At 62.0% G+C, this 26,046-nt stretch carries 27 protein-coding genes and 3 tRNA genes; 8 read left to right on the top strand and 22 right to left on the bottom strand.

The window, feature by feature from the left end:
- Window positions 1-37 precede the first annotated feature (37 nt).
- The 11 genes from deoA to QDT79_RS07350 form a co-directional block, all read right to left on the bottom strand.
- Window positions 38-1,363: a thymidine phosphorylase gene (gene deoA, locus QDT79_RS07400; protein WP_063991467.1), complete on the bottom strand. Its 1,326-nt coding sequence runs from the start codon at window positions 1,361-1,363 to the stop codon at window positions 38-40.
- A gap of 66 nt (window positions 1,364-1,429) precedes the next feature.
- A complete protein-coding gene (deoC, locus tag QDT79_RS07395) occupies window positions 1,430-2,209 on the bottom strand; it encodes a deoxyribose-phosphate aldolase (protein ID WP_142109245.1) in 780 nt (259 codons plus the stop codon).
- Window positions 2,210-2,579: 370 nt separating this feature from the next.
- On the bottom strand, window positions 2,580-3,857 hold the full coding sequence (locus QDT79_RS07390) for a NupC/NupG family nucleoside CNT transporter (RefSeq protein WP_063991469.1): 1,278 nt from the start codon (window positions 3,855-3,857) through the stop codon (window positions 2,580-2,582).
- A gap of 184 nt (window positions 3,858-4,041) precedes the next feature.
- On the bottom strand, window positions 4,042-4,824 hold the full coding sequence (locus QDT79_RS07385) for a TatD family hydrolase (protein WP_308316357.1): 783 nt from the start codon (window positions 4,822-4,824) through the stop codon (window positions 4,042-4,044).
- Window positions 4,821-5,939 (bottom strand): patatin-like phospholipase family protein, encoded by a 1,119-nt coding sequence (locus QDT79_RS07380; RefSeq protein WP_107226726.1) that lies wholly within the window; start codon window positions 5,937-5,939, stop codon window positions 4,821-4,823. The genes QDT79_RS07385 and QDT79_RS07380 overlap by 4 nt, the downstream gene beginning before the upstream one ends.
- A 10-nt stretch (window positions 5,940-5,949) precedes the next feature.
- A complete protein-coding gene (locus QDT79_RS07375; protein WP_063991472.1) occupies window positions 5,950-6,135 on the bottom strand; it encodes a CsbD family protein in 186 nt (61 codons plus the stop codon).
- A gap of 68 nt (window positions 6,136-6,203) precedes the next feature.
- A complete protein-coding gene (locus tag QDT79_RS07370; RefSeq protein ID WP_004857650.1) occupies window positions 6,204-6,365 on the bottom strand; it encodes a DUF1328 domain-containing protein in 162 nt (53 codons plus the stop codon).
- Between the two features lie 160 nt (window positions 6,366-6,525).
- Window positions 6,526-7,140: a molecular chaperone OsmY gene (osmY, locus tag QDT79_RS07365; RefSeq protein ID WP_063991473.1), complete on the bottom strand. Its 615-nt coding sequence runs from the start codon at window positions 7,138-7,140 to the stop codon at window positions 6,526-6,528.
- A 517-nt stretch (window positions 7,141-7,657) separates the two neighbouring features.
- Entirely contained in the window at window positions 7,658-9,247 is a 1,590-nt protein-coding gene (prfC, locus tag QDT79_RS07360) for a peptide chain release factor 3 (RefSeq protein WP_063991474.1), read from the bottom strand.
- Window positions 9,248-9,398: 151 nt separating this feature from the next.
- A complete protein-coding gene (rimI, locus tag QDT79_RS07355) occupies window positions 9,399-9,842 on the bottom strand; it encodes a ribosomal protein S18-alanine N-acetyltransferase (protein WP_107226725.1) in 444 nt (147 codons plus the stop codon).
- On the bottom strand, window positions 9,787-10,224 hold the full coding sequence (locus QDT79_RS07350) for a DNA polymerase III subunit psi (RefSeq protein ID WP_033637012.1): 438 nt from the start codon (window positions 10,222-10,224) through the stop codon (window positions 9,787-9,789). Before QDT79_RS07350 ends, rimI begins: the two co-directional genes overlap by 56 nt.
- Window positions 10,225-10,370: 146 nt before the next feature.
- Here QDT79_RS07350 and rsmC point away from each other — a divergent pair, with 146 nt between their 5' ends.
- Window positions 10,371-11,411: a 16S rRNA (guanine(1207)-N(2))-methyltransferase RsmC gene (rsmC, locus tag QDT79_RS07345; RefSeq protein ID WP_107226723.1), complete on the top strand. Its 1,041-nt coding sequence runs from the start codon at window positions 10,371-10,373 to the stop codon at window positions 11,409-11,411.
- Between the two features lie 49 nt (window positions 11,412-11,460).
- Here the strand turns inward: rsmC and QDT79_RS07340 are convergent, their stop codons facing one another.
- Complete coding sequence (locus tag QDT79_RS07340; protein ID WP_308316356.1) at window positions 11,461-12,453, bottom strand: aldo/keto reductase; 993 nt, start codon at window positions 12,451-12,453, stop codon at window positions 11,461-11,463.
- Window positions 12,454-12,571: 118 nt separating this feature from the next.
- Here QDT79_RS07340 and QDT79_RS07335 point away from each other — a divergent pair, with 118 nt between their 5' ends.
- From QDT79_RS07335 to QDT79_RS07320, 4 genes are all read left to right on the top strand, one after another.
- A complete protein-coding gene (locus tag QDT79_RS07335) occupies window positions 12,572-13,516 on the top strand; it encodes a LysR family transcriptional regulator (protein WP_130017865.1) in 945 nt (314 codons plus the stop codon).
- A gap of 72 nt (window positions 13,517-13,588) precedes the next feature.
- A tRNA-Leu gene (locus QDT79_RS07330) sits at window positions 13,589-13,675 on the top strand.
- A 36-nt stretch (window positions 13,676-13,711) separates the two neighbouring features.
- Window positions 13,712-13,798: transfer RNA gene (locus QDT79_RS07325), tRNA-Leu, on the top strand.
- 42 nt (window positions 13,799-13,840) lie between these two features.
- A tRNA-Leu gene (locus tag QDT79_RS07320) sits at window positions 13,841-13,927 on the top strand.
- 89 nt (window positions 13,928-14,016) lie between these two features.
- Here QDT79_RS07320 and QDT79_RS07315 read toward each other — a convergent pair.
- Window positions 14,017-14,301 carry a DUF1435 domain-containing protein gene (locus QDT79_RS07315; RefSeq protein ID WP_063991479.1) on the bottom strand — a complete coding sequence of 95 codons (285 nt, stop codon included), beginning with the start codon at window positions 14,299-14,301 and terminating at the stop codon, window positions 14,017-14,019.
- A gap of 442 nt (window positions 14,302-14,743) precedes the next feature.
- On the opposite strand from QDT79_RS07315, the gene QDT79_RS07310 reads away from it, so the two are divergent.
- Window positions 14,744-15,640 carry a GGDEF domain-containing protein gene (locus QDT79_RS07310; RefSeq protein ID WP_369919392.1) on the top strand — a complete coding sequence of 299 codons (897 nt, stop codon included), beginning with the start codon at window positions 14,744-14,746 and terminating at the stop codon, window positions 15,638-15,640.
- 37 nt (window positions 15,641-15,677) lie between these two features.
- Here the strand turns inward: QDT79_RS07310 and QDT79_RS07305 are convergent, their stop codons facing one another.
- Window positions 15,678-16,274 (bottom strand): TetR/AcrR family transcriptional regulator, encoded by a 597-nt coding sequence (locus QDT79_RS07305; RefSeq protein ID WP_063991481.1) that lies wholly within the window; start codon window positions 16,272-16,274, stop codon window positions 15,678-15,680.
- 137 nt (window positions 16,275-16,411) lie between these two features.
- Here QDT79_RS07305 and QDT79_RS07300 point away from each other — a divergent pair, with 137 nt between their 5' ends.
- Window positions 16,412-17,608 (top strand): MFS transporter, encoded by a 1,197-nt coding sequence (locus QDT79_RS07300; protein WP_308316355.1) that lies wholly within the window; start codon window positions 16,412-16,414, stop codon window positions 17,606-17,608.
- Window positions 17,609-17,618: 10 nt separating this feature from the next.
- Here the strand turns inward: QDT79_RS07300 and QDT79_RS07295 are convergent, their stop codons facing one another.
- Window positions 17,619-18,530 carry a LysR family transcriptional regulator gene (locus tag QDT79_RS07295; RefSeq protein ID WP_063991483.1) on the bottom strand — a complete coding sequence of 304 codons (912 nt, stop codon included), beginning with the start codon at window positions 18,528-18,530 and terminating at the stop codon, window positions 17,619-17,621.
- 108 nt (window positions 18,531-18,638) lie between these two features.
- Here QDT79_RS07295 and QDT79_RS07290 point away from each other — a divergent pair, with 108 nt between their 5' ends.
- Window positions 18,639-19,841, top strand: coding sequence for an MFS transporter (locus tag QDT79_RS07290; RefSeq protein ID WP_308316354.1), 1,203 nt, complete (start codon window positions 18,639-18,641; stop codon window positions 19,839-19,841).
- Between the two features lies 1 nt (window position 19,842).
- Here the strand turns inward: QDT79_RS07290 and fucP are convergent, their stop codons facing one another.
- Genes fucP through QDT79_RS07255 form a run of 7 tightly spaced genes read right to left on the bottom strand, consistent with a single transcriptional unit; the run spans window position 19,843 to window position 26,004 of the window.
- The gene (fucP, locus tag QDT79_RS07285; RefSeq protein ID WP_033641777.1) at window positions 19,843-21,072 is read right to left on the bottom strand and encodes an L-fucose:H+ symporter permease; all 1,230 of its coding nucleotides are present in this window, start codon (window positions 21,070-21,072) and stop codon (window positions 19,843-19,845) included.
- 40 nt (window positions 21,073-21,112) lie between these two features.
- Window positions 21,113-21,472 carry an L-rhamnose mutarotase gene (locus QDT79_RS07280; RefSeq protein ID WP_033636999.1) on the bottom strand — a complete coding sequence of 120 codons (360 nt, stop codon included), beginning with the start codon at window positions 21,470-21,472 and terminating at the stop codon, window positions 21,113-21,115.
- Window positions 21,469-22,245: an L-fucose dehydrogenase gene (locus QDT79_RS07275; RefSeq protein ID WP_043136096.1), complete on the bottom strand. Its 777-nt coding sequence runs from the start codon at window positions 22,243-22,245 to the stop codon at window positions 21,469-21,471. The genes QDT79_RS07280 and QDT79_RS07275 overlap by 4 nt, the downstream gene beginning before the upstream one ends.
- Window positions 22,223-23,086, bottom strand: a complete 864-nt coding sequence (locus tag QDT79_RS07270) for an amidohydrolase family protein (RefSeq protein WP_308316353.1) — start codon at window positions 23,084-23,086, stop codon at window positions 22,223-22,225. The genes QDT79_RS07275 and QDT79_RS07270 overlap by 23 nt, the downstream gene beginning before the upstream one ends.
- Before the next feature lie 14 nt (window positions 23,087-23,100).
- Window positions 23,101-24,378 (bottom strand): L-fuconate dehydratase, encoded by a 1,278-nt coding sequence (locus QDT79_RS07265; RefSeq protein WP_063991487.1) that lies wholly within the window; start codon window positions 24,376-24,378, stop codon window positions 23,101-23,103.
- A 14-nt stretch (window positions 24,379-24,392) separates the two neighbouring features.
- A complete protein-coding gene (locus tag QDT79_RS07260) occupies window positions 24,393-25,238 on the bottom strand; it encodes a fumarylacetoacetate hydrolase family protein (RefSeq protein ID WP_063991488.1) in 846 nt (281 codons plus the stop codon).
- 25 nt (window positions 25,239-25,263) lie between these two features.
- Window positions 25,264-26,004, bottom strand: a complete 741-nt coding sequence (locus tag QDT79_RS07255; RefSeq protein WP_043136107.1) for an SDR family oxidoreductase — start codon at window positions 26,002-26,004, stop codon at window positions 25,264-25,266.
- Between the last annotated feature and the right edge of the window lie 42 nt (window positions 26,005-26,046).

Below are 26,046 nucleotides of genomic sequence, written 5' to 3'. Positions count from 1 at the left end.
GCAGCCAACAACGCTACGGCTTGAAAGACGAGGGTCATCACGCTTGAGTGATGCGCTTATACACCACCGGCGTCGCCTCCGGCGCCTTGTCGCTCAGCGTCATTGCGCTGCGCACCGCATCGGCCGCCTGCTGCCAGCTCTCTTCATCGTTGGCGTGGATCATCGCCAGCGGCTGCTGGGCATCCACTTTATCGCCCAGGCGCGCCACCTCGGTCAGGCCAACGCTGTAGTCGATGGCGTCGCTCGCCCGACGACGGCCGCCGCCCAGCGACACCACCGCCATGCCCAGCGCGCGGGTATCCATGGCGCTGATGATGCCCGACTTTTCAGCATACACCGGCTTGCTCAGCGTTGCCGCCGGCAGATAGCTATCGTAGCGTTCGACGAAGTCTATCGGCCCCTGCTGCGCCGCCACCATGCGGCCAAACACCTCCGCCGCCTTGCCGTTGTCCAGCACCGCCTGCAGTTTGGCGCGCGCATCGGCCTCGTCTTGCGCCAGGCCGCCGGACAGCAGCATTTCCACGCACAGCGCCAGCGTCACTTCCAGCAGGCGCGGGTTGCGGTATTCGCCGGTCAGGAAGCGCACCGCTTCGCGCACTTCCACCGCGTTGCCGGCGCTGGAGGCCAGCACCTGGTTCATGTCGGTCAGCAGCGCGGTGGTCTTGCAGCCCGCGCCGTTGGCCACGCCGACGATCGCCTGCGCCAAGTCTTGCGACAGCGCATAGGTCGGCATAAAGGCGCCGGAGCCGACCTTCACGTCCATCACCAGCGCATCCAGCCCTTCCGCCAGCTTCTTGGCCAGAATGGAGGCGGTGATCAGCGGGATCGAATCCACGGTGGCGGTAATGTCGCGAGTGGCGTAGAAACGTTTGTCCGCCGGCGCCAGCGAACTGGTCTGGCCGATGATCGCCACGCCGACGTCCTGAATGATTTTGCGGAAGGCGTTATCGTCCGGGAAAATATTGAAGCCCGGAATGGCTTCCAGCTTGTCCAGCGTGCCGCCGGTATGCCCCAGGCCACGGCCGGAGATCATCGGCACATAGCCGCCGCAGGCCGCCACCATCGGGCCAAGCATCAGCGAGGTCACGTCGCCCACGCCGCCGGTCGAATGCTTGTCGACGATCGGGCCATTCAGCGCCAGACTCTTCCAATCCAGCACGGTGCCGGAATCGCGCATCGCCATGGTGAGCGCCACGCGCTCCGGCATGCTCATGTCATGGAAGTAAATGGTCATCGCCAGCGCGGCGATCTGCCCTTCCGACACCACGTTGTCGCGAATGCCGTTGATGAAAAAGCGGATTTCCGCTTCGCTTAACGGCTGGCCGTCGCGTTTCTTACGAATAATTTCTTGAGCCAGGAACAAGGCATCCCCCTGTGTCGCCGAGAGTCGGTGCAGACGGGCGCGCCTGGCGCCCGCCAACGAAATCGATCAGTAGCCGCCGCCGGCGGTCTGGGTCTGGTGGCCCAGCGCGGTCAGCAAGCTGGCCAGCAGGCTGGAAGCGCCAAAGCGGAAATGCCGCGCATCGGCCCAGCCTTCGCCCAGAATACGATCGGCAAGTTGCAGATAATGCAGCGCGTCTTCCGCGGTGCGCACGCCGCCGGCCGGCTTGAAGCCCACGGTCTTCGCCACGCCCAGATCGCGGATCACCGACATCATCAGCTCGGCGCTCTCCAAAGTGGCATTGACCGACACCTTACCGGTGGAGGTCTTGATAAAGTCCGCCCCGGCCTTGATGGCAATCTCGGACGCCTTGCGGATCAGGTCGGCCTGCTTCAGCTCACCGGTTTCGATGATCACTTTCAGCAGCACGTTGGCCGCCTGACAAGCCTGCTTGCACTGTTTCACCAGCTCGAAGCCGACCTGTTCGTTGCCGGCGATCAGCGCGCGGTAAGGGAACACCACGTCCACTTCATCCGCGCCATAGGCGATGGCCGCGCGGGTTTCCGCCAGCGCGATGTCGATATCGTCGTTGCCATGCGGGAAGTTGGTCACGGTGGCGATACGGATATCCGGCGTGCCTTGCTCGCGCAGCGCCTTGCGCGCTACCGGAATAAAACGCGGGTAGATACAGATGGCCGCCGTGTGGCCGGCCGGGCTGTTGGCCTGACGACAGAGGGCGATCACTTTCTCGTCGGTGTCATCATCATTCAGCGTGGTTAAATCCATCAGGTTCAGCGCACGTTGCGCTGCTGCGGTTAATTCGGTCATAAAACTCTCCAACTGAGTACCTGGGTGTTGGCGAGCGGACTTGGTTCCATGAAGATAGCGCAGGGGAACGGCGTTCCCGCGGCGGCAACTGAGATCCTTCTCACCGCACATGGCCACCCGCCTTGCGGCCGGCCAGTAATAGCTATTTGAACACGAATGCCGGGGGCGATTCGCGTTCATCGTCACACTATATGAAATAGCACTGTAACAGACCGGAATTATATGTGAAGAACATCACAAAATAACGCGATATCGTTCACAAATTCGCTAAAGAAGCGGCTGAAGATCGCGGGTGCGGCAAGCACCCGCGTTGCTTAGAGTATAGGCGGAGTCCCGCGATCGGTCGCGCCGTCGCGGGCTCCGGGATGGCTTACAGCGCCAGGAAGAAACCGGCGATGGTAGCGCTCATCAGGTTGGACAGCGTGCCCGCCGCGACGGCCTTCAGACCGAAACGCGCGATGTCGTGGCGACGGTTGGGCGCCATGCTGCCCAGACCGCCCAGCAGGATCGCCACCGAGGAGAGGTTGGCGAAGCCGCACAGCGCGAAGGAGATGATCGCCTTGGTATGGGCCGACAGCACCTGCAGGCCTTCCGCCGCCACCACGTCGTCCGGACGCAGATAGGCGCCGAAGTTCATGTAGGCGACGAACTCGTTGACGATGATCTTCTGGCCGATAAACGAACCGGCGGTCATCGCCTCGCTCCACGGCACGCCGATCAGGAAGGCGATCGGCGAGAACACCCAGCCGAGGATCAGTTCAAGCGACAGCTGCGGGTAATCGAACCAACCGCCGATGCCACCGAGAATGCCGTTGAGCAGGGCGATCAGCGCGATAAACGCCAGCAGCATCGCACCGACGTTCAGCGCCAGCTGCATGCCGGAAGCCGCGCCGGAAGCCGCCGCGTCGATCACGTTGGCCGGACGCTCTTCTTCGGCGATCAGTTTCATCGCATCGTCTTTATCGTGGGTCTGCTCGGTTTCCGGCACCATCAGCTTGGCGAACAGCAGCCCGCCCGGCGCGGCCATGAAGGACGCGGCGATCAGGTATTCCAGCGGCACGCCCATCTGGGCGTACCCCGCCAACACCGAACCGGCTACCGAGGCCAGGCCGCCGCACATCACGGCGAACAGTTCTGACTGGCTCATGGTGGCGATATACGGACGCACCACCAGCGGCGCTTCGGTCTGGCCAACGAAAATGTTGGCGGTCGCCGACAGCGATTCGGTGCGCGAGGTGCCCAGCAGCTTGTGCAGGCCGCCGCCCAGCACGCGGATCACCAACTGCATGATGCCGAGGTAGTACAGCACCGCAATCAGCGAGGAGAAGAACACGATCACCGGCAGGACGCGCAGCGCGAACACGAAGCCGCCGCCGCCGAACACCTCGAACATCTTGTCGGACACCAGCCCGCCGAAAATGAACGAAATGCCCTGATTGCCGTAGGCGATAACGTTTGCCACACCGTTAGACATACTGCCGAGGATGCTGCGGCCCAGCGGCACGTACAGCACCAGCGCACCGATGCCGACCTGGATGATGAACGCCCACACGACGGTGCGCAGTTTGATGGCCCGGCGGTTGCTGGAGAGCAGCACCGCAATGGCGATCAGCACCGCCATGCCAACCAGACTCATGATGAGTTGCATGCAAAGTTTCCCTGTTGCAAAAAATAAAATACATCCCTGCTCATGAAGAGAGGTCTGCTATTGGAGAGTTTCGGGGGGGATTATACTGAGCGAGGTCACCCTCGCACCGATTTATGTCACAAATGTATACAACGAGACGCAAATGAAAATCCTATAACGTGACACAAGTCACGTTATGTTGATCTCAATTCGGCATGACGAACAGCGTTTGGGTATTGCGTTGCAGGTGAGCGGCGATCTCATCGGCCGGTTCCGGCCGCAGCTCGCACAGCGTCTGAAACACCTCGGCGGCGCGTTCGGGGCGATTCGGCTGCCCCTGATAGCCGGCCAGCGGCATGTCCGGCGCATCGGTCTCCAACAGCAGCGCCTCGAGCGGCAGCTGCGCCATCACGCCGCGCGTTTTCTGCGCCCGCTCATAGGTGATGGTGCCGCCCACGCCGATGTAATAGCCGAGGCGGATAAACGCCTGCGCCTGCGACAGGCTACCGGCGAAGCCGTGCACCACGCCGCGACGCGGCAGCTGCATGCGCCGCAGCGCCGCAGCCAGCTGATCGTGGGTGCGGCGCGAATGCAGGATCACCGGCAGGTCATGCTGTTTCGCCAGCTTCAACTGGGCCAGTAGCACGCTGTGCTGGCGCTCGAACTGCGGGTTGTCCATATACAGATCGAGCCCAATCTCCCCTACCGCCACCAGCTTGCGCGGCCGCTCGGCCAGCAGCGCCGCCAACTGTTCCAGCTGCGGCTCATGATGCTGCGCGATATACAGCGGGTGTAGCCCCAGCGCGGCGAACAGCGGTGCGTGATCCTGCGCCAGCCGCAGCACCCGGGCAAAGCGATCGGCGATGACCGTCGGGACGATGATGCGCTGCACGCCGGCGCTTGCCGCCCGCGTCAGGCTCTCGGCCTCATGCCCGGTAAAGGGCGGAAAATCGAAATGGCAGTGGGTATCGGTAAAGGCGTAACTCACAGCGCGCCCCCTTCACCCGGCGGCAAATCGCCCGGCAGAATGATCTTCGGTGCCGCCACGGCGGCCTCCGGCTGCGCTGCCAGATCGGGCGGCATGACGATGTCGGTCACGATCGGCGAAGGCATTCTGACGTTCTCCGGCTGGATCAGGCGGCGCGACAGCGTTTTTTTCACCTTCATGCCGTCCGGCTCCGGCTGCGCCATCCACTGGCCGACGGTGGCCAGGAAGTAACGGCCGCAGCGGCGCCCCAGGTGATAATCCTGATTGAGCGACCCCAGTCGGCTGCCCAGCGCATTGCTGGCCAGCGGTTTCGGCGGAAAAATTTCGAAGATGCGCAGCTTGCCCGGCGGCTTCTCGATAAAGCGCTGGATGCGGTGATAGCTTTGCTCGTGATGCTGCAGGATGCGCACCATCTGCTGCAGGCTGCTGTCGCTCAGCCAGTGCTCCATGCGCTTCATCCACTGCGGGGTGTAGTACATCTGCGAAGGTACGGTGCGGATCACCACGATGGTGTCGGCACCGCGACGATAGGCCTCTTCCACCGGGATCGCATCGCTGATGCCGCCATCCTGGTAGCTGATGCCGTCCAGCTCCACGCCCTGGCGATAAAAACCGGGAATGGCGCTGGATGCCTTGATGGCCGGCAGCCAGCGTTCGCGCTGCGCCGGCAGATAGGTCGGTTCGAAATCGTCGCTGCGACAGGCACACAGCAGGAACTCGCGTCCGTCGGTAAGATGCTGTTCCGCCACGTCCATCGCCAGCGGCATCTGTGCCGCCGCCGTATCAACCAGCCAATCGAGATCGATCAGATGCCCGCCGCGCACGAAGCGCAGCGGATTGAAGAATTGGGCCGAGGTGGTGTAACGGGTGATCACCCGGCGCGCGTAGCCCATCTGCCCGCAGATATAGGCAGACAGATTCTGGGCGCCGGCCGATGTGCCGATCATCAGGTCGAAAGGGTTAAAGCCCGCGCGCTGAAACTCGTCCAGCACGCCGGCGGTGAAAATGCCGCGCTGGCCGCCGCCTTCGCAGACCAGCGCCATCTTGCCTGGCCGAAAGGGTTTAGACGCCAGCGGTTCTATATTGCCGAGCGTGATGGGTATTCTGTATCCCAACTTGGCATCCTCAGTGAGACGTTTTCTCCGAGGATACCGCGTCTCGCTCTCTTCCGTAATCCTCTTGCAGCACACCGGCGAGGAAATCATTACTGCCGGCCAGCCAGGCGCAATCGCTGCCGGACCATTCGGCCAATGCCTGCCATACCTGGCCTTTCAGCTGTTTCCAGCGCCCGACGATGATGTCGCTGTTCATGGCCGGCCCTCCCCGACGTGAGAAAAGGAATTAAGCTTTGTTACAGTTTGCAGGAAAAAGCCGGCCGGCTAAGGGCGCCGACGGCCGGTGAACAGGCTGACCAGGAACAGGATGATACCGACGACGAACACGATTTTAGCCGCCCAGGCAGCAGTGCCCGCCAACGAACCGAACCCTAACGCCGCAGCGATAAGCGCGATAACTAAAAAGATAATGCCCCAACGAAACATAAGCTTCTCCTTACCATTGTGAAAAATTCGCTGCTGCCTACCGCCCCGACAACGGGACGTCGGCGGCAAATCAGTTTCTTTTTTTGGTGGTACATGCCGGGCCGCCTTCACGGCCCGACAGATGTGGCTTGTTGTTGCTTGTTACGGGCGCCTGGCGGGGTTACTGCTTGACCACCAGGTCGTTTTTCACGCTTTTCACGCCGTCGATGGCCTTGGCGATGCTTTCCGCACGTTCAGACTGCGCCTGCGTTTTCACCTCACCGGACAGCTGCACCACGCCATCGGTGGTTTCCACTTTCACATTGCGCGACGGCACGATGTCATCGGCCAACAGCTTGGCTTTCAGCTCGCTGGTGGTGGCGGTGTCGCCGGCATACGATTTGATCGACTGGTTGGCTTCATCTTTCACGTGCAGCTTGTCGCTGACGGTCTTGACGCCTTCCACCTTACCGGCGACCGCGACCGCATGCTCCGCCTGCGCCTGGCTGCCGACGAACCCGCTCAGGATCACGGTGCCTTTTTCGGTCTTCACCGAAATGTCGGCGCTTTTGATGGTCTTATCTTCCACCAACGCACTTTTAACTTTAGCCGTTATCGCGCTGTCATCCATGTAACCATCAACTTTTTTCATGGAGCTATCGATTTTGGCACCGGCACTATCCGCGGCGTTAGACGCCTTGTTGAGCAGACTGTCTTCGGCCAGCGCACTGCCGCTTACCAAAACAGAACCCAATACGACAGCCATCAGCGAGTGTGCAAATTTGGTCTTTTTCATCGATCTCTTCCTTTTGTTGGGGGCCCGTAGCGCCAGAGCGCCGGAACCCTGCGGCCACCTTCACGCGGCCTTCTCGGTAAATACTTCATCATCGCTATACGATTAAGCGTTCACGACAGGAATATTGCAACAGCCGTGCCAACTCAAGAAATACCTTAATTATCAAATAGAAAAATATTTCAGTCGGATTTTTAATCAAAAAACTGTCGTCTATTGACGACAGGCTAAGTTACACAAAACTGAAATATAGCTATCTCATTGATATTTAAAGACACTGACTATCTCCAATCGGCAACACATCAGAATAACTCACCAAACAAATAACGTATTACAGTGATTTACTCTCAAGCAATGTGCGGACATCTCGTTAAAGATAGACCATCAGACGGAAAACGCAGGCCGAACGAACATCGCCTGGCGATAGCGGTTCGCAGGATAAAATATGAGGAAGGTTTATTAATTAGCGCAGTGAGGATGGAGGAAACGTGCAGGGCGCACTGGGCGCCCTGCCGAGCAATCAGTGTTCGCGCGTCTTGCGGAAGGTCACGTCAGGATAGCGTTCCTGCGTCAGGTTGAGGTTCACCATGGTCGGCGCGATGTAGGACAGGTTGTCCCCACCGTCCAGCGCCAGGTTGAGCTCGTTCTTGCGCTTAAACTCTTCGAACTTCTTCACGTCGTCGCACTCGACCCAGCGCGCCGTCGACACGTTGACCGATTCATACAGCGCTTCCACGTTGTACTCGCTCTTCAAACGCGCCACCACCACGTCGAACTGCAGCACCCCGACCGCGCCGACGATCAGATCGTTATTGGCGATCGGACGGAACACCTGCACCGCGCCCTCTTCGGACAGCTGCACCAGCCCCTTCAGCAGCTGTTTCTGCTTCAGCGGATCGCGCAGGCGAATGCGGCGGAACAGTTCCGGCGCGAAGTTCGGGATACCGGTGAACTTCATGTCTTCACCCTGGGTGAAGGTATCGCCGATCTGAATGGTGCCGTGGTTGTGCAGGCCGATGATGTCGCCCGGATAGGCTTCTTCCACGTGCGAACGGTCGCCGGCCATAAAGGTCAGCGCGTCGGAGATCACCACGTCTTTGCCGGTGCGCACCTGGCGCAGCTTCATGCCCTTCTCGTAGCGGCCGGAAACCACGCGCATAAAGGCCACGCGGTCACGGTGTTTCGGATCCATGTTGGCCTGGATCTTGAACACGAAGCCGGTGAATTTCTCTTCCGCCGCCGTCACTTCGCGGGTATCGGTTTTGCGCGGCATCGGTGCCGGCGCCCAGGCCACCAGGCCGTCCAGCATGTGATCCACGCCGAAGTTACCGAGTGCGGTACCGAAGAATACCGGGGTCAGCTCACCGCTCAGGAAAGCTTCCTGATCGAACTCGTGGGAAGCGCCCTGCACCAGCTCCAGCTCATCGCGCAGCTGCGCCGCCAGATCTTCGCCTACCGCCGCATCCAGCTCCGGGTTGCTCAGGCCTTTGACGATGCGCACTTCCTGAATGGTGTGGCCTTTACCGGTCTGGTACAGGTAGGTTTCATCCTTGTACAGGTGGTAAACGCCCTTGAACAGTTTGCCGCAGCCGATCGGCCAGGTGATAGGCGAGCAGGCGATCTTCAGTTCGCGCTCGACTTCATCCATCACTTCCATCGGATCGCGGATGTCGCGGTCCAGTTTGTTCATGAAGGTCAGGATCGGCGTATCGCGCAGACGGGTCACTTCCATCAGCTTACGGGTACGATCCTCAACGCCCTTGGCGGCATCGATCACCATCAGACAGCAGTCGACGGCGGTCAGCGTACGATAAGTATCTTCGGAGAAGTCTTCGTGCCCCGGAGTATCCAGCAGGTTGACCAGACTGTCGCGGTACGGGAACTGCATCACGGAGGTGGTGATCGAGATCCCACGCTGCTTTTCCATTTCCATCCAGTCGGATTTGGCGTGCTGGCTGGAGCCGCGGCCTTTTACCGTACCGGCGGTCTGGATCGCCTGTCCGAACAGCAGCACTTTTTCGGTAATGGTGGTTTTACCGGCATCGGGGTGCGAGATGATGGCGAAAGTTCTTCTTTTAGAGACTTCGCGGGCAAATTCACTAGGAGACATGGTTTTCAGGTTCTACGGTTAGTCCGCCCTGCGACATCATCAGAACGCGCCGATCGCGGCGCCGGGCAAAGCGGTGAATAAAAGATAACAGCCGGGCATTTTCGCCGATTTGCCAACCGGTGACAATCAATGCTTTTTCCGGCCAGGCGGATTACGCCAGCGGCAGCGCCATCACGATCGCGTCTTCGCGGCCGTGGGCGCTCGGGTAATAATTGCGGCGCACGGTGACCTCGTTAAAACCGAGATCTTCATACAGCGCGATCGCCGCCTGGTTGGAAGCGCGAACCTCCAGCCACAGCGTGACTACGCCGCGGCTCTCCAGCTGTTCGATCACCGCGTTGAGCAGCAGGCGGCCAAAGCCCCGACGCTGGTACTGCGGATGAATAGCGATGTTGAACAGCGTGGCTTCGTCCAGCACGATCTGCGTGATGGCGAACCCCGCCATCTCCCCGTCGGCGTTCAGCTTCAGGTTAAGGTAGCGATCGCCCTGGTTGCTGGCGAAGGTGGTTTCCGTCCAGGGGAAAGCGTGGCTGGCTTGCTCAATGGTGAAGGCCGTGGCCAGGTCGGCCGCCGTCAGGGTAGAAATCGTGTTCATGATGACAAATCTGCTGCCAGAGGGCACGTTTGGCCCCCGCGTCTTGGGAAAGCTCGGCCAGCGCCGGGCTGTGTAGCTGCGCGCCGGCGACCGCAAGCGGCTCCGCCACGCCCAGCCGCCAACTGTTGCATGCGGTCTCTTCAGGCAGCATCGCCGCCTGTTCCGGCGTCAGGCTGTAGGTTTGCGCCGGCGTCAGCCCCAGGCTGCGCAGCACGTCGCAAAACAGCGGATCGTCGGGTGCGGGCAGCGTCTGTGCCACCACCAGCAGGCGCGCCTCGGGCGGCAGACTGACCGCCACTTCGCCCTGCAACACGCCCGGGCGGCGCAATGTCCACTGCGTAATACCCAGTTGTTGTAACAGCCAGTCGCGTTTTGATGCCATGCCGATTCCTACCCGTTGTAGTGCGCCATGCCTGCCATGCGCCGCGCTATGCTAACAAACCCGCGCAGCCCGCGCCAACAAACCCGTCGAACATATCGCCACAAAGCTCTATAATCCCCGGTCTCATTTCCAGGAGCCAATATCTGATGTCTGCATTAACCCCCGCCAGTGAAGTCATGCTGCGCCACAGTGATGAATTTATCGAACGCCGCGTGCTGTTTGCCGGCGACCTGCAGGACAGCCTGCCGGCCCAATTCGAGGCCGCGGACGTGCGCGTCCACACTCAGCATTACCATCACTGGCAGTTACTGAACCGGACGATGGGCGATAACGTGCAGTTCGGTTTGACCGTCGATCCCGCTTTCGTCGCCGACTGCGACACGCTGGTTTACTACTGGCCGAAGAGCAAGCAGGAAGCGCAATTCCAGCTGTGCAACCTCCTGGCGCTGTTGCCGGTAGGCGTGGACGTGTTCGTGGTCGGTGAAAACCGCAGCGGCGTGCGCAGTGCCGAGCCAACGCTGGAAGGCCACGCCACGCTGGTGAAAATCGACAGCGCGCGCCGCTGCGGCCTGTATCACGGCCGCCTGGACGCACAGACCGAGTTTGACCTGAACGACTGGTGGGACAGCTATCAGCTGCACGATCTGGAAGTGAAAACGCTGCCGGGCGTGTTCAGCCGCGACGGCCTGGACGTCGGCAGCTCGCTGCTGCTGTCGACGCTGGAAAAACACATGAAAGGCAAGGTGCTGGACATCGGCTGCGGCGCCGGCGTGATGGCCTCGGTGATGGCCAAGCTGTCGCCGAAGGTGAAACTGACCCTCAGCGACGTCAACGCCGCCGCGGTGGAATCCAGCCGCGCGACGCTGGCCGCCAACGGCATCGAAGGCGAAGTGATCGTCAGCAACGTTTACTCCGACATCACCGGTCGTTTCGACATGATCATCTCCAACCCGCCGTTCCACGACGGGCTGCAGACCAGCCTGACCGCCGCCGAAACCCTGATCCGCGGCGCGGTGAAACACCTGCCGATCGGCGGCCGGCTGCGCATCGTCGCCAACGCCTTCCTGCCGTACCCGGACATTCTGGACGCCACCTTCGGCAGCCACGAAGTGCTGGCGCAAAACGGCCGCTTCAAGGTGTACCAAGCCACCGTCGGCCGCCCGCCGCGCGCGCCGAAGAAAAAATAATTCGCCGTTGGCGGAAAACGACAGAGCGCGGCCTGAGGCCGCGCTTTTTTTAACCGTTGATATAGGTCATCGACTCGGCGCCATAGCGTTCGCCGGCCGCCGCCCTCAGCGGGAACACCGCTTCGATCGCAGCCAGTTCGGCCGCGCTCGGCGTTATCTCCGCCGCCGCGACGTTCTCTTCCAGATAGCGACGGCGTTTGGTGCCAGGGATCGGCACGATGTGCTCGCCCTGCGCCAACACCCAGGCCAGCGCCAGCTGTGAAGGCTTGACGCCCTTCTGCGCCGCCAGTTCGCCCACCTTCTCCACCAGCGCCAAGTTGCGGGCGAAGTTTTCCCCCTGGAAGCGCGGATTGCCGCGGCGGAAATCGTCCTCGGCCAGATCCTCCGGCCGCCGGATAGCACCGGTAAGGAAACCGCGCCCTAACGGGCTGTAAGGCACAAAACCGATACCCAGGCGCTCACAGGCCGCCAGCACGCCCTGTTCGGCATCGCGCGTCCACAGCGAATACTCGGTCTGCAGCGCCGTGATCGGATGCACCTTGTGCGCCCGCTCCAGCGTGGCGACCGACGCCTCGCTCAGGCCGATATAGCGGATCTTGCCTTCGCGGATCAGATCCGCCATCGTGCCCACGACGTCTTCGATCGGCACCTGCGGATCGACCCGATGCTGATAATAAAGATCGATCTCCTCTACGCCCAAGCGCCTCAGGCTGCCCTCGACGGAGCGCCGGATATACTCGGGCCGGCTGCTGACGCCGCGCGCCGAAGGATCCGCCGGATCGCGCAGGATGCCGAACTTGGTGGCCAGGAACACCTGTTGCCGTTTGCCCTTGATCGCTTCCCCCACCAACTCTTCGTTGGTGTGGGGGCCATACATGTCGGCGGTGTCGAGCAGCGTGACGCCCAGCTCCAGCGCCCGGTGCAGCGTGGCGATGGCCTCCTGCCGATCGGCGCCGGTGGAGTAAAAGTCGCTCATGCCCATGCATCCCAGCCCCAGGGCGGAGACGACGGGACCGTGGGAACCCAGTTTACGATGTTGCATTGTGCTGCCCTCATGCGATGAATGGATAACGCAGCAAAGTCTGGTTATTTACGCTACAAAGATAAATAATGCAGATTGCACATCACTGTTCAAAAATCACCAACAATCCGGAGTGGACATGGATCAGGTTCAAGCCATGCGCATTTTTACCCGCATCGTCGAACTGGGCAGCTTCAGCCGGGCGGCCGAGCGTCTGCAGCTGCCGCGCGCCACGGTCAGCAACGCGCTGAAACGGCTGGAGCAGCGGCTGGGCGTGCGCCTGCTGATCCGCACCACCCGCCAGGTACAGGTGACCAGCGAAGGCAGCCTTTACTATCAACGCTGCGTACAGCTGCTGGGGGCGCTTGAGGAAGCAGACACGCTATTCAGCCACCATAAGCTGCAGCCGTCCGGCAAGGTGCGCATCGACATGCCCCATTCGCTGGCGCGCCAGATCGTCATTCCGGCGTTGGACGACTTTTACCGCCGCTATCCCGACATCACCCTGGCGCTGGGTGCCAACGACACCCACGTTGATCTGTTGCGCGAAGGCGTAGACTGCGTGCTGCGCGCCTGGGAAACCGAAGACGACAGCCTGGTGGCGCGGCGCATCGCCCAATTGCCGCAGGTCACCTGCGCTTCCCCCGCTTACCTGCAGGCCCACGGCACGCCGCTCGACATCGATAGCCTGGCGCCGCACCGCGCGGTGGGGTATTTTTCCCTGGCCAGCAACCGCGATTACCCACTGGAATTCTGCCGCGGCGGCAAAGTGGAACTGCGCGAGCTGCCTGCCCGCCTGAGCGTCAGCGGTGCCGATGCCTACATCGCCGGCGCACGGGCCGGCATGGGATTGATTCAGGCGGCGCGCTATTCGCTTGCCCCCTGGCTGGAACGGGGCGAACTGGTGGAAGTGTTGGCAGGCACGCCGCCCCCGCCGATGCCGATTTACATCATGTATCCGCCCGGCCGTTTCCTGGCGCCACGGGTCAGGGTGTTGATTGATTGGCTGATTTGGCTGTTTGACCAGCAGAAAAGCGTCGATATGGCTGTTTTTCCAGCAAACGCCTGCAAAGCGGGGAAATAACTGTTGACGTGCCCGCCAAAATCTCTAGAATTCGCCTCCGTGGTAACGTTACTCCGGTAATGTTTCTGGTACGCGAAGGTGGCGGAATTGGTAGACGCGCTAGCTTCAGGTGTTAGTGTCCTTACGGACGTGAGGGTTCAAGTCCCTCTCTTCGCACCAAATAACCACATGATTTATATTGCACTCAGCATCGATGCGAAGGTGGCGGAATTGGTAGACGCGCTAGCTTCAGGTGTTAGTGTTCTTACGGACGTGAGGGTTCAAGTCCCTCTCTTCGCACCAAGCTGGCGACGTAATATAAATCAAAGCAACAACATCGACTGTGCGAAGGTGGCGGAATTGGTAGACGCGCTAGCTTCAGGTGTTAGTGTCCTTACGGACGTGAGGGTTCAAGTCCCTCTCTTCGCACCAATTGATGATCTCTCCGGTAATTACTTCAAAAAAATCCCAACACATTGATAATAAACACGCCTAAGCGTGGTTTTGCCGTTTCCGGCGTTTCACCCGAAGCTGAAGTTGAGGCTGATTGCCGCCAGGCCGCCCGCCAGCGCCATGCAGGAAGGCAGCAGCAGATAGTGGCGCAGCCGGCTGTTGAACAGCATCACCAGCGTCGCCAACATCGCTATCACAATCAGGGTGCGCAGCTGCATCATATCCAGATCGATCAAGGCCAGCAGCGGCATCAGCGCGCATGGCAGCAAAACGCCCCAGGCGCTGGCCAGGCGATCGCCGAGGCACCAGCTGACGCCCCACAGTCCACACGCGGCAATCATGGCAGTGAGCATGACAACCCCCTTAAGTGATAATGATAACCAATATCATATAACACTTTTTTGGCCGCCGCATCATTTTCACTGCAGTGACCAAACCCAGATGACACCAGCAGGAAAAAATGATAATTTGACATAAGAAAATTCCTAGTCCTGTTTGCATGATAATAATCACAATCATCAACCATGCAACTTCCGTGGATATTTCGCGCCGAGGGAATGCTTCTCAACCTTAATTATTCGACAGTACGACTTTGCAAAGAGTGACCTCCGTATGAACGCCCGTTCTTATCAGGAATTACTGAACAGCAAGCAGCGCCTGGCATTATTTCTTTTTCTAATGATGAATGCCGCCTCTTCCATATTTACGTTATTGTTCCCTTTTAGGGATGTCCCTTCTTTTACTCTGCCTTTATTATGCATACCGTTATTTTGTCTGGCGGCGGCGCTATTTTCTCTGCACGCGCCGCGGCAATACCTGTGCAAACTCAACCTGTTCGCCAGCGTGCTCGGCCTGCTGTGGGCTGCACATATCTACGTTAAAAGTCAATATTGCCTGCCGAATAACCAAGATTTTTTATTAATTAGTTTGTTCAGCATCTTTTTTATCAGCGCTATTTCTCTGACGGATAACTTTACCGCCTTTTGTTTACACGCCGTGCCTTCCGCAATGATGATCCTGGCATTAGATGGCATGCATAATACCCTGCGGATATTATTCACCACGCTATTACCTATTATCGCTTTCTCCATTCATCACCTGATGTTGAAACGCAGTGAAATCTTTACCCACGCGCTGGTGGCCAACCTGTATAACGAACGGGACAAATTCAATAATTTGAGCATGCTCGATCCCCTGACCGGCCTTTATAACCGTCGCGGACTGGAGAATAAGATCAACATGCTGCTGGAACCGCAAACCGGCCGCCACTACGTGCTGCTGCTGGATATCGACCATTTCAAGGTCTACAACGACAGCTACGGCCACGCCATGGGCGACCGGGCGCTGGTGCAGGTGGCGATCGCCATCCGCGATGCGGTGCGTTCGCGCGACATCGTGGTGCGCTACGGCGGGGAAGAGTTTTTGGTGCTGCTGACCAACGTGCACGAAGGCTATGCGGCGCAGCTGGCCGAGCGGGTGCGCCAACGGGTGGCGGAACTGAATATCCCGCACGGCGCCAGCCCGCAGCACAGCGGCACGCTGACGCTCAGCGCCGGCATCTCCGCGCTGGAAAAGCTGGACGTCGAATCGGCGATCGGCGCGGCCGACGCCGCGCTCTATCATGCAAAAAACAACGGCCGCAACAATATTCAGCTGGCGCAAAACGTTCAGCCCGTCGTCATTCACCCTTAAGCCGCCGCCGAAACGGCGCGGCGGCCGCCAGTAAAACTTAAGCGGGGATGAAACGCAGCCCGTTCAGCAACAGATTCAAACTGGCCAAGGCCTGCTCCAGCGCTGCGTCTTTTTCCGGGTGATGGGCGACCCACAGCGCGGCATCCATCAGGCCGCCATTGATCAAATGCGCCAGCGATTCCGGCTCGGCGACGGCAATGCGCCCTTGTACCATCAACGCCTGCAATGCGCCCGTCATCCAGACAATGCACGCCAGCTTACTGGCCTGCAGATACTCAGCCCCCAGTACCGAAGGTGAATCGCGCAGCAGAATGCGCTGCGCTTGCGGCTCCGTCATCATGATCAAATAACCGCGACAACGCGCCGCAAACGCCTCCCAGTCATCCGCCGCACTTGCGGTAATGTCGGCCAGACACGCATCCATTTCAGCGTCAATCGCCTTCACCACTGCCAGGAACAACCCCTTTTTATCGCCAAAATGGTGATAGAGCGCGCCGCGCGTCATGCCGGCTTGCGCGGTAAGTTCATCCATCACCGTCTCGGCATACCCCACGCTACCAAACTGCTGACGGGCCGCCGCCACCAGCTTTTGTCGGGTTTCTTCAATCATTTCGGTGCGCGCTTTACGTGCCATGGGTCCACTCCCATCTCGTTATTGATGACGTTATAATTGACATACATGACGTATGTCAATTAACGTAACATACGTGGCGTATGTCAATGACGAACATTGAGCGAATACTGAGCCGCCAACATTCCGGAGCCCTATCCATGGCAAATCCTTATTTCAACCTGTTCAACGCCCCGGGCAGCAAGGCGTTTTCCTCCGCCGGGCTGATCGCGCGCCTGCCGGTCTCAATGACCGGCATCGGCATCATCACCATGCTCTCGCAGGTACGCGGCTCTTATTGGTTGGCGGGCGCGGTGGCGGCGACATTCGCCTTTTCCATGGCGCTGCTTGCGCCGCAAATCGCGCGCGCGGCGGATCGTCACGGCCAAAGCCGCGTGCTGCCATATGCCACTGGAGTCAGCGCGATCGCCCTGCTACTGCTGCTGCTCTGCACCCACTATCGGGCGCCGGACTGGACGTTGTTCATCTTCGCCGCACTCGCGGGCGGTATGCCCAGCATCTCCGCGATGGTCAGGGCCCGCTGGAGCGAAATTTATCGCGGCACGCCACAGCTGCACACGGCATTTTCATTCGAGTCCGTGTTAGACGAAGTGGCCTTTATCATCGGCCCACCGATCGCCGTGGGGCTTAGCGTTTCACTCTTCCCTGAAGCTGGCCCTCTGGTGGCCGCGCTGCTTCTGGTGGCAGGCGTTGCGGCATTCGCCTCGCAAAAAAGCACCCAGCCCCCGGTTTACACCCGCAATAACCAGCGGCAGCGCGCCATCCTGGCCATGCCGTCGATGCAGATCCTGGTGGTGGCGCTGATCGCCCTCGGTACCATCGTCGGCACCGTGGACGTCATCAGCGTGGCCTTCGCCGAGCAGCAAGGGCAACCGGCCGCCGCCAGCATCGTGCTATCGGTTTACGCGTTCGGCTCCTGCCTGGCCGGGCTGATGTTCGGCGCAATGAAGATCCCCATCCCCTTGCCTCGTCTGTTCTTATACGCGGCGCTCGCCACCGCCTTCACCATCTTGCCGCTGCTGTGGGTGCACAATGTCTTGACGCTGGCGGCGGCGATGTTTGTTGCCGGATTGTTTTTTGCGCCGACCATGATCATTGCCATGGGGCTGGTTGAAAACATCGTGCCGCCCTCCCGGCTGACGGAGGGGTTGACCTGGATGGTCACCGGTCTGGGGATAGGCGTGGCGCTCGGCGCCGCATTGGCGGGCCTGGCGATCGATGCCGCCGGGATAACGGCCGGTTTCAGCGTCACGCTCACCGCCGGACTGATCGTGCTGCTGGTGGCGGCCGGCGGCTACCGCTTAATGCGGCGAACGCTGGCCTTGAAAGCGGCGTGAATCGCCCGCGCTAAGCAGTTTCCCAAATCGCCTTGCCCTGCCAGCGCCGTTCGATCGCCGCCAGGAACAGTTTCACCTTGGGGGAGAGATGGCGCCGGCTGGGGTAGACGGCGCAGATCGGCGGCCCCGGGCGACAATAGCGCTCCAGCACCGGCACCAGCGTGCCGGCCGCAATCTGTTCGCCGACCAGAAACGCCCCCACCTGGCACAGGCCGGCCCCGGCGACAGCCGCATCCCGCAAGGCCTCGACGTTATTGAAACGCATCCGGCCACGCACCGGCCGTTCGTGCAGTTGGCCGTTGACCAAATAGCGCCAGGGCGCCGGCAGCCCCTGATGGCTGAAGACCAGCGTCTCGTGATCGCCCAGCGCCTCCGGTTTCGCAGGCGTACCGTGCCGCGCCAGATAATCCGGCGCCGCGCAGGTGATCAGGCGATGCGGCGCGAGCACCCGCCGCACCAGCCGGCTGTCGTCGCTGCCGCCGACGCGGACAGCCACGTCGATGCCGTCGCGCACCAGATCGCTGTACTCATCGGAGAAGCTGACGTCGGCGTCCACCTCCGGCCACTGCGCCAAAAACTCCCGCAGAATCGGCAAGATATGCAATCGCCCCAACGAGACCGGCAGATCCAGCCGCAGCCGCCCGCGCGGTGTTTGCCGCCGCGTATTCAGCGCCGTTTCCGCCTCTTCGGCCTGCGACAAGATGCGCTGCGCATACTCGTAAAACACCGCGCCATCTTCGGTCAGGCTGACGCTGCGCGTGGTGCGCTGCAGCAGCCGGGTGGCCAATCGCTCCTCCAACCGGTTCACGCATTTGCCCGCCGCCGATCGGGAAATGCCCAGCCTCTCGGCCGCCAGCGTGAAGCTGCAGGCGTCGGCGACGCGAATGAACACCAGCAAGTCGGTCAGATTATCCAACGGCATAGACGGTAAATTAGCCACGATGTGTCCCCAATGTTGCGCATTCAGACCAGTTTATCAGCCATTTTGGCGCGGATACACTGAGGCTCTTCATCTGTTGGGAGAGTCATTATGAGTGCCTTACACGCCGACGGCGGCGCAAAGCCCTGGCTGGCGACCTTCGCGATCGGCCTGTCCACCTTTACCGTCGTCACCGCAGAAATGCTGCCCGTCGGGCTGCTGACTCCGATCGTCAGCACCTTGAACGCATCGATAGGCCGCGCCGGGCTGCTGATTTCCCTGCCTGCCCTGTTTGCCGCGCTGTTCGCCCCGCTGGTGGTGCTGGGCGCCCGGCGCACGGATCGCCGCAGCCTGCTGATCGCCTTTCTGCTGCTGCTGATCGCCGCCAACCTGCTGGCCGCCGCCGCCACCTCCATGGCGCTGCTGTTCGCTGCGCGCATCCTGCTGGGTTTTTGCATCGGCGGCATCTGGGCCATCGCGGGTGGGCTGGCGGAACGTCTGGTGCCGCCGGCTTCCGTCGGATTGGCGCTGTCCGTCATCTTCGGCGGCGTAGCGGCGGCCTCGGTGTTCGGCGTGCCGCTCGGGGTGTTCCTCGGCGAAGCGCTGGGCTGGCGCATGGCGTTTCTGGCCGTCGCCGTCCTCGCGGCGCTGACCCTGCTCCTGCTGCTGTGCGTGCTGCCGCCGCTGCCGGTCACGCAGGCGATAAGCTGGCGGTCATTCACCGCGCAGCGTGCGAATCGTCGGCTGCTGACCGGGCTGCTACTGACGTTTCTGCTGGTCGCCGGCCACTTTATGGCTTACACCTTTGTCCGCCCGCTGCTGCAGACGGTCGCCGGCATCGAGGGCCGCTGGGTGGGGCCGCTGCTGTTCGCCTACGGCGTCGCCGGTATCGCCGGGAATTTCATCGCCGGCCAGGCCGCCGCCAAACGGCTGTGCCGCACCCTGGCGCTGATCGCCCTCGGGCTGGCGCTCGCCGTCCTGCTGCTGCCGCTGCTGGGCCACGCCCCGATGAGCGGCGGCGCCTTCCTCCTGCTGTGGGGCATCGCCTATGGCGGCGTTTCCGTTTCGCTGATGGCGTGGATGCTCAAGGCGGCCCCTGGCGCGGTCGAGGTCGCCTCTTCGCTGTATATCGCGCTGTTTAATCTGGCGATTTCCTGCGGTTCACTGGCGGGCGGGCTGGTGGTGGACGCCGGAGGTTTGACGATAAACGGCGTGCTGTCCGGCATGGTGCTGCTGCTGGCGTTGGCGATCCTGATGCGAACGCGCCCGCAGGCGCTGACAACGGCGGCGAAGGCCGATTCGCCGCCGGGTTGAATCAGGCGCGGCGCTGCCGCAGGCCGTAAACCAGCACCACCGCGAAGCACAGCAGCGGCAGCAGATAAGAGAGCGCGGTGCTGTAACGGTCGGCCAGCGCGCCCATAAAGTACGGCATGATGGCGCCGCCGACGATCGCCATGATCATAAAGGAACTGGCGCGCTTGGTGTGTTTACCCAGGTTTTTCACCCCCAGGGCGAAAATGGTCGGGAACATGATCGACATAAAGAAGAATACCGCGATCAGCGCCACCACCGACACGCCGTCAACGCTCAGCATCACCACGCCGCACAGCGCGATGTTGATCAGCGCATAGGCCGCCAACAGCGTCGCCGGCTTGACTCGCCCCATCAGCCAGGTGCTGAAGAAGCGCCCGACCATAAAGCAGATCATGGCGATTGACAGCAGGTAAGAAGCGCTCTGGTTAGACACCTCGCGCCAGTGTTCGGTGGCGTAGTTGATGAAAAACGCCCCCACGCCCACCTGCGCCGCCACGTAAAAGAACTGCGTGATAACCCCGCCGACGAAATGCGGATGCTGCCACAATCCCTGCGCTATCACGCCGTGCACCGGTTTTTCCTCTTCGCGGATCGCCGGCAGCCGGGTGCGGCTGAACAACAGCGCGATCAGCAGCACCAGCACGGCGATCGCCACATAGGTCATCTTCACCGCGCTCTGATCGCCGCCGCCGGCGGACTGGCTGGCAGAGAAGAACAGCGTGCCGCCGATCAACGGGCCGATAAACTGCCCGAGGCCGTTGAACGACTGGGCCAGATTCAGCCGCCGTTCGGCGCCCTGCGCGTCGCCCAACACCGTGGCGTACGGGTTGGCGGCCGTTTCCAGGCAGCCCAAACCGCTGGCGATAACGAACAGCGCGAACAGGAACACGCCGAAGCTGTTGGCCGACGCCGCCGGCACGAACAGCAGCGCCCCCAGCGCATACAGGCACAGCCCGACCAGAATGCCCGCCTTATAGCCCTTGCGGTCCATAAAGTATCCGGCGGGCAGCGCCACCAGGAAATAGGCGCCGAAATAGGCCGCCTGCAACAAACCCGACTGCGCCTTGGTAACGTGCAACGTCTCCTGAAAATGTTTGTTTAATACGTCCAGCAGGCCATAGGACAGCCCCCACATAAAGAACAGGCTGGTGACCAGGATAAAGGCCCAGCGCAGATTGGCGGTCACGGCGACGCCCGGCTGCGCGGAGGCCGCACTTTTTTCAGCAAGCATGGTGATACCCTCGTATCGTCTGGCGATGATGATGTTGGCGTTATTGCTGTTGCAGAGAAAATATCCGCGCCATTTCCACCCATTTTTCGCCCTGCGGCGTCCAGGGGGTGGCGGCCTGGTAGTGCCACATCAGCGCTTCCCATCGCTGTACTTCGGGGTTGTTCAGGCTGGCGGCGTCAAAACGCGCGGCGTCGAAATCGGCGCTGACCTCCACGATCATGAACAGCCGGGTGCCCAACCGGTAAATCTCCATGTCCAGAATGCCGTGCTCACGCAAATGCGCGGCGATGCCCGGCCAGATGCGCTGATGCTGCTGCTGGTACTCCGCAATCAGCGCCGGTGAGTCAATCAGATCGAGCGCCTGGCAGAAACGGCGCCGCCCTGCCGCCGCGCCGCTCACGTCAGCGCCCGATCGAGATGCAGGTAACCGCCGTCCACCGACAGCCACTGCCCGGTGGTGTGCGACGACCGCGACGACAACAGGAACGCCACGGTATCGGCGATCTCCTGCGGCGTGGTCATGCGCTGCCCGAGCGGAATGCGCGCGGTGATTTTCTCCATCTGCCGCTGCGGCTCGGCGAAGGTGTTGAGCCAGCGCTGGTACTGCGGGGTGATCACCTCCGCCGGCACCACCGCGTTCACCCGCACGCCGTCATGGCGCAGCGACACCGCCCATTCACGCGTCAGCGCCAGCACCGCGCCCTTGGCGGCGGTGTAACCGCTGGTGCCGCCCTGGCCGCTGAGTGCGGTCTTGGAGGCGATATTGACGATGGCGCCCCGGCTCTCCTGCAGCGCCGCCTGGCACAGGTGCGCCATCAGGTAGTAGTGCACCAGGTTCTTTTCCAACGAGCCGACGAACGCTTCGCGCCCCGCCTCCAGCCCGACGCCGTCGTTGACCCCGGCGTTGTTTACCAGTCCGTCAATACGGCCGAAGGTCGCCAGCGTCTGGCTGACCGCGCGGCGGCAGGCCGCCTCGTCGCACAATTCGGTGAGGATCACCTCGGTGCGCGGCTGCAGCCGCTGCAAATCGGCCAGCAGCGCCGCCTCCGGCGCGGCGTTGGTGACCAACACCGGGATCGCCCCTTCTTCGGCCAGCACATGAGCAATCGCCGCGCCGATGCCGGCACCACCGCCGGTGACCAGCACCACCTTATCTTGCAGATACAGATCCATAACCAGACTCCGTTAAACCGTAAATTCGCCAGGCGGTGTCGCCCCAAATCGCCGCCTGCTCGGCGGCCCCCAGCGTCAACAGCGCCCGTTCGCACAGTTGCACCACCTGGCGGTAGTCGCCGGCCAGCAGGCACACCGGCCAGTCGGAGCCGAACATCAGCCGCTGCGGGCCGAACGCCTCCAGCGCGGCGTCGAAGAACGGCAGCAGTTCTTCCGCCCGCCACCGGCCACCCGGCGCCTCGGTGATCAGCCCCGATAGCTTGCAGGCCACGTGCGGCAGCGCCGCCAGCGGCCGGATTTGCTGCGCCCAGTGCCGCGCGCCGCGCGCGATGTCCGGCTTGCCGAGATGATCCAACACCAGCCAGTGCTCATCGTGGCGGGCGGCGAACGCCGCCGCAGCCGCCAGATGCCGGTGCGTCACCAGGATCTCGTACACATACCCGGCGCGCTGCAGCGTTTGCATGCCGCGCCCCACTTCCGGCCGCGCCAGCCAGGCCGCCGGATCCGCTTCGTCCTGCACCTGATGGCGCACCCCGCGCAGCGCGGTATACGGCCGCAAAGTCTCCAGACGCTGCGCCAGCTGCGGCGCGGCGATATCCAGCCAGCCCACTACGCCGCATACGCCCTCGCCCTGTTCAGCCAGCGCCAGCAGGGCCAGCGTCTCGTCCTCGCTGGGGCACGCCTGCACCGCCAGCGCGCCGTCGAAACCGTGTTCCTGCAACCGCGGCCGCAGCCGGGGCGGATCGAAATCCTGCCGCAGCACGCTCATCCGCTCGTCGATCCACGGGTAGTGCCGTGGGTGATAGCGCCAGTAGTGCTGGTGAGCGTCGATGCGCGGCACGCGATCCTCCCGCCTCACCCGCGGAACCGATACTGCGCGATCGACGACGGATGCATCTCGATCGAATAGCCGGGACGGCTCGGCGGCATGTAGGCCGCGCCTTTGATCACGCAGGGATCGACAAAGTGTTCATGCAGATGATCGACATACTCGATCACCCGGCCTTCGTGGGTGCCGGCAATGCACAGGTAGTCGATCATCGACAGGTGCTGCACGTACTCGCACAGCCCGACGCCGCCGGCGTGCGGGCAGACCGGCAGCTGGTATTTGGCCGCCATCAGCATCACCGCCAGCACTTCGTTGACGCCACCGAGGCGGCAGGCGTCGATCTGCACCACGTCTACCGCGCCGCGCATGATGAACTGCTTGAACATGATGCGGTTCTGGCACATCTCACCGGTGGCCACCTTGACCGGTGCCACCCCTTCGCGAATGCGGCGGTGCCCTTCCACGTCGTCCGGGCTGGTCGGCTCTTCGATAAACCAGGGTTTGGCGAACGCCAGATGCCTCACCCACGGAATGGCTTCATCCACCTCCCACACCTGGTTGGCGTCGATCATCAGCCGGCGATCCGGGCCGATCACCTCGCGGGCGATGCGCACCCGGCGAATGTCGTCTTCCAGATCGCGCCCGACCTTCAGCTTCAGGTAGGAGAAACCGGCGTCGACCGCTTCCTGGCACAGCCGGCGCAGCTTGTCGTCCGGATACCCCAGCCAGCCGGCGGAGGTGGTGTAACAGGGATAGCCCTCCTGCAGCAGCCGCGCCAGGCGCTCTTCTTTGCCCTCGGCCCGCTGCTTGAGCAGCGCCAGCGCTTCCTGCGGCGTGATGCAGTCGGTGATGTAACGGAAGTCGATGCAGCGCACCAGCTCCTCCGGCGTCATCTCCGCCACCAGCCGCCACACCGGCTTGCCGACCGATTTGGCCCACAGATCCCACACCGCGTTGACCACCGCGCCGGTCGCCAGATGGATAGCGCCTTTGTCCGGCCCGATCCAGCGCAGCTGGCTGTCGCTGGTGAAGCGCCGCCAGAAGGCGCCCATGTCGGCGGCGATATCCTCCAGCCGCTCGCCGACGATCTGATGCTCCAGCGCGCGGATCGCCGCGCAGCAGATCTCGTTGCCGCGGCCGATGGTGAACGTCAGCCCGTGGCCGCTGAGATCCGCGCGATCGGTCTCCAGGATCACGTAGGCGGCGGAATAGTCGGGATCCGGATTCATGGCGTCGGATCCGTCCAGCCCCAGCGAGGTGGGGAAACGAATGTCTTCAACCCGCAGTGCGGTAATGGTGGTCATGGCGGCGCTCCCGGTTAGGCCTGTACGGTTTGCTGGCGCTGTTCGCCCAGCCCTTCGATGCCCAGACGCATTGTCTGGCCCGCCCGCAGGTAGATGGGCTGCGGTTTCTGCCCCATGCCGACGCCCGGCGGCGTGCCGGTGGAGATCACGTCGCCCGGCTGCAGGCTCATAAAGCGGCTGAGGTAGCTGACGATCTGCGGAATGCGGAAGATCATGGTGCTGGTGTTGCCGTCCTGATAGCGCTTGCCGTCCACCTCCAACCACAGGTTCAGGCTGTGCGGATCGGCGATCTCATCGGCGGTGACCAACCAGGGGCCGATCGGCCCGAAGGTGTCGCAGCCTTTGCCCTTGTCCCAGGTGCCGCCGCGCTCAATTTGATATTCGCGTTCTGAGACGTCGTTGATCACGCAGTAACCGGCGACGTGGCGCATCGCGTCTGCTTCGCTGATGTAGCGCCCGCCCTGGCCGATCACCACGCCCAGCTCCACTTCCCAGTCGGTTTTCTGCGAGCCGCGCGGGATCTCCACCCGATCGTGGGGGCCGACCACCGCGCTGGTCCATTTGTTGAACACCACCGGTTCTTCAGGAATGGCCGCACCGGTCTCCGCCGCATGATCGGCGTAGTTCAGGCCGATGCAGATAAACTTGCCGATGCCGCCGACGCAGGCGCCGAGGCGCGGCTGCCCCTCGACCAACGGCAGCGCGGCGCTGTCCAGCGCACGCAGTTTGGCGAGCGATGCCGGCAATAACGCGGCGCCCCCCACGTCGGCGATATGCTGCGACAGATCGCGCAGGCGGCCCTGCGCATCCAACATGCCGGGGCGCTCTTGCCCGGGTTGCCCGTAACGTAAAAGTTTCATGCCTTCCTCTCTCAAAAATGGCGGCTCAGTTGCTCCAGCCGCCGTCGATGATCTGCACCGTGCCGGTGGTGTACGAACTGGCGTCGGAGGCCAGATACAGCGCCAATTGGGCGATTTCCTCGGTGGTGCCGATGCGCCCGATCGGCTGACGGGCGACGAACGCCTGATACACCTCTTGCTCGCTGCGCCCCTGCTCGCGCGCCTGCTCGGCGATGCGCTGGCGCAGCGACGGCGACTCTACCGTGCCGGGGCAGATGGCGTTGCAGCGGATGCCCTGCGTGACGTAGTCCGCCGCCACCGAGCGCGTCAGGCCGATCACCGCCGCCTTGCTGGCGCTGTAAGCGAAGCGATTTGGCACCCCCTTCACGCTCGAGGCCACCGAGGACATGTTGATGATCGAGCCTTTGCCGCGCGCCAACATGCCCGGCAGGAAGGCGCGGATCATGCGGAACATCGCGGTGACGTTGAGATCGAGCGCGAACGCCCACTGATCTTCGCTGCAATCGAGGATCGATCCGCTGTGCACCACGCCGGCGCAGTTGAACAGCACGTCGATCGGGCCGATCGCTTCCGCCGCCGCCGCGATGGCGGCCGGATCGGTGACGTTCAGCGTCAGCGCGCGGATCCCGGCAGAGCCCTGCAGGCGCTCGAGGTTGATATCGCTGGCGATCACTTCGGCGCCGGCGGCGGCGAACAGCCTGGCGGTGGTAAAACCGATCCCTTGCCCGGCGGCGGTGATCAGTACGCGTTTCCCGGTTAAATCCATCTTGACTCCTCGGCCTAAAGGTCTAATGGTCAGTCCACTAAA

Source organism: Serratia marcescens, from assembly GCF_029846115.1.
Classification (GTDB): domain Bacteria; phylum Pseudomonadota; class Gammaproteobacteria; order Enterobacterales; family Enterobacteriaceae; genus Serratia; species Serratia marcescens_L.
The sequence above is the reverse complement of the archived record's forward strand: the minus strand, read 5'-3'. Positions and strand labels throughout refer to the sequence as shown.

Excerpts from the sequence above, each read along its gene's own strand:
- deoC (WP_142109245.1), bottom strand. The coding sequence starts at position 2,209 with ATGACCGAATTAACCGCAGCAGCGCAACGTGCGCTGAACCTGATGGAT.
- QDT79_RS07390 (WP_063991469.1), bottom strand. The coding sequence starts at position 3,857 with ATGCAACTCATCATGAGTCTGGTTGGCATGGCGGTGCTGATCGCCATT.
- QDT79_RS07375 (WP_063991472.1), bottom strand. The coding sequence starts at position 6,135 with ATGAACAGCGACATCATCGTCGGGCGCTGGAAACAGCTGAAAGGCCAG.
- QDT79_RS07370 (WP_004857650.1), bottom strand. The coding sequence starts at position 6,365 with ATGTTTCGTTGGGGCATTATCTTTTTAGTTATCGCGCTTATCGCTGCG.
- osmY (WP_063991473.1), bottom strand. The coding sequence starts at position 7,140 with ATGAAAAAGACCAAATTTGCACACTCGCTGATGGCTGTCGTATTGGGT.
- prfC (WP_063991474.1), bottom strand. The coding sequence starts at position 9,247 with ATGTCTCCTAGTGAATTTGCCCGCGAAGTCTCTAAAAGAAGAACTTTC.
- rimI (WP_107226725.1), bottom strand. The coding sequence starts at position 9,842 with ATGAACACGATTTCTACCCTGACGGCGGCCGACCTGGCCACGGCCTTC.
- QDT79_RS07350 (WP_033637012.1), bottom strand. The coding sequence starts at position 10,224 with ATGGCATCAAAACGCGACTGGCTGTTACAACAACTGGGTATTACGCAG.
- rsmC (WP_107226723.1), top strand. The coding sequence starts at position 10,371 with ATGTCTGCATTAACCCCCGCCAGTGAAGTCATGCTGCGCCACAGTGAT.
- QDT79_RS07340 (WP_308316356.1), bottom strand. The coding sequence starts at position 12,453 with ATGCAACATCGTAAACTGGGTTCCCACGGTCCCGTCGTCTCCGCCCTG.
- QDT79_RS07335 (WP_130017865.1), top strand. The coding sequence starts at position 12,572 with ATGGATCAGGTTCAAGCCATGCGCATTTTTACCCGCATCGTCGAACTG.
- QDT79_RS07315 (WP_063991479.1), bottom strand. The coding sequence starts at position 14,301 with ATGCTCACTGCCATGATTGCCGCGTGTGGACTGTGGGGCGTCAGCTGG.
- QDT79_RS07305 (WP_063991481.1), bottom strand. The coding sequence starts at position 16,274 with ATGGCACGTAAAGCGCGCACCGAAATGATTGAAGAAACCCGACAAAAG.
- QDT79_RS07300 (WP_308316355.1), top strand. The coding sequence starts at position 16,412 with ATGGCAAATCCTTATTTCAACCTGTTCAACGCCCCGGGCAGCAAGGCG.
- QDT79_RS07295 (WP_063991483.1), bottom strand. The coding sequence starts at position 18,530 with ATGCCGTTGGATAATCTGACCGACTTGCTGGTGTTCATTCGCGTCGCC.
- QDT79_RS07290 (WP_308316354.1), top strand. The coding sequence starts at position 18,639 with ATGAGTGCCTTACACGCCGACGGCGGCGCAAAGCCCTGGCTGGCGACC.
- fucP (WP_033641777.1), bottom strand. The coding sequence starts at position 21,072 with ATGCTTGCTGAAAAAAGTGCGGCCTCCGCGCAGCCGGGCGTCGCCGTG.
- QDT79_RS07275 (WP_043136096.1), bottom strand. The coding sequence starts at position 22,245 with ATGGATCTGTATCTGCAAGATAAGGTGGTGCTGGTCACCGGCGGTGGT.
- QDT79_RS07265 (WP_063991487.1), bottom strand. The coding sequence starts at position 24,378 with ATGACCACCATTACCGCACTGCGGGTTGAAGACATTCGTTTCCCCACC.
- QDT79_RS07260 (WP_063991488.1), bottom strand. The coding sequence starts at position 25,238 with ATGAAACTTTTACGTTACGGGCAACCCGGGCAAGAGCGCCCCGGCATG.
- QDT79_RS07255 (WP_043136107.1), bottom strand. The coding sequence starts at position 26,004 with ATGGATTTAACCGGGAAACGCGTACTGATCACCGCCGCCGGGCAAGGG.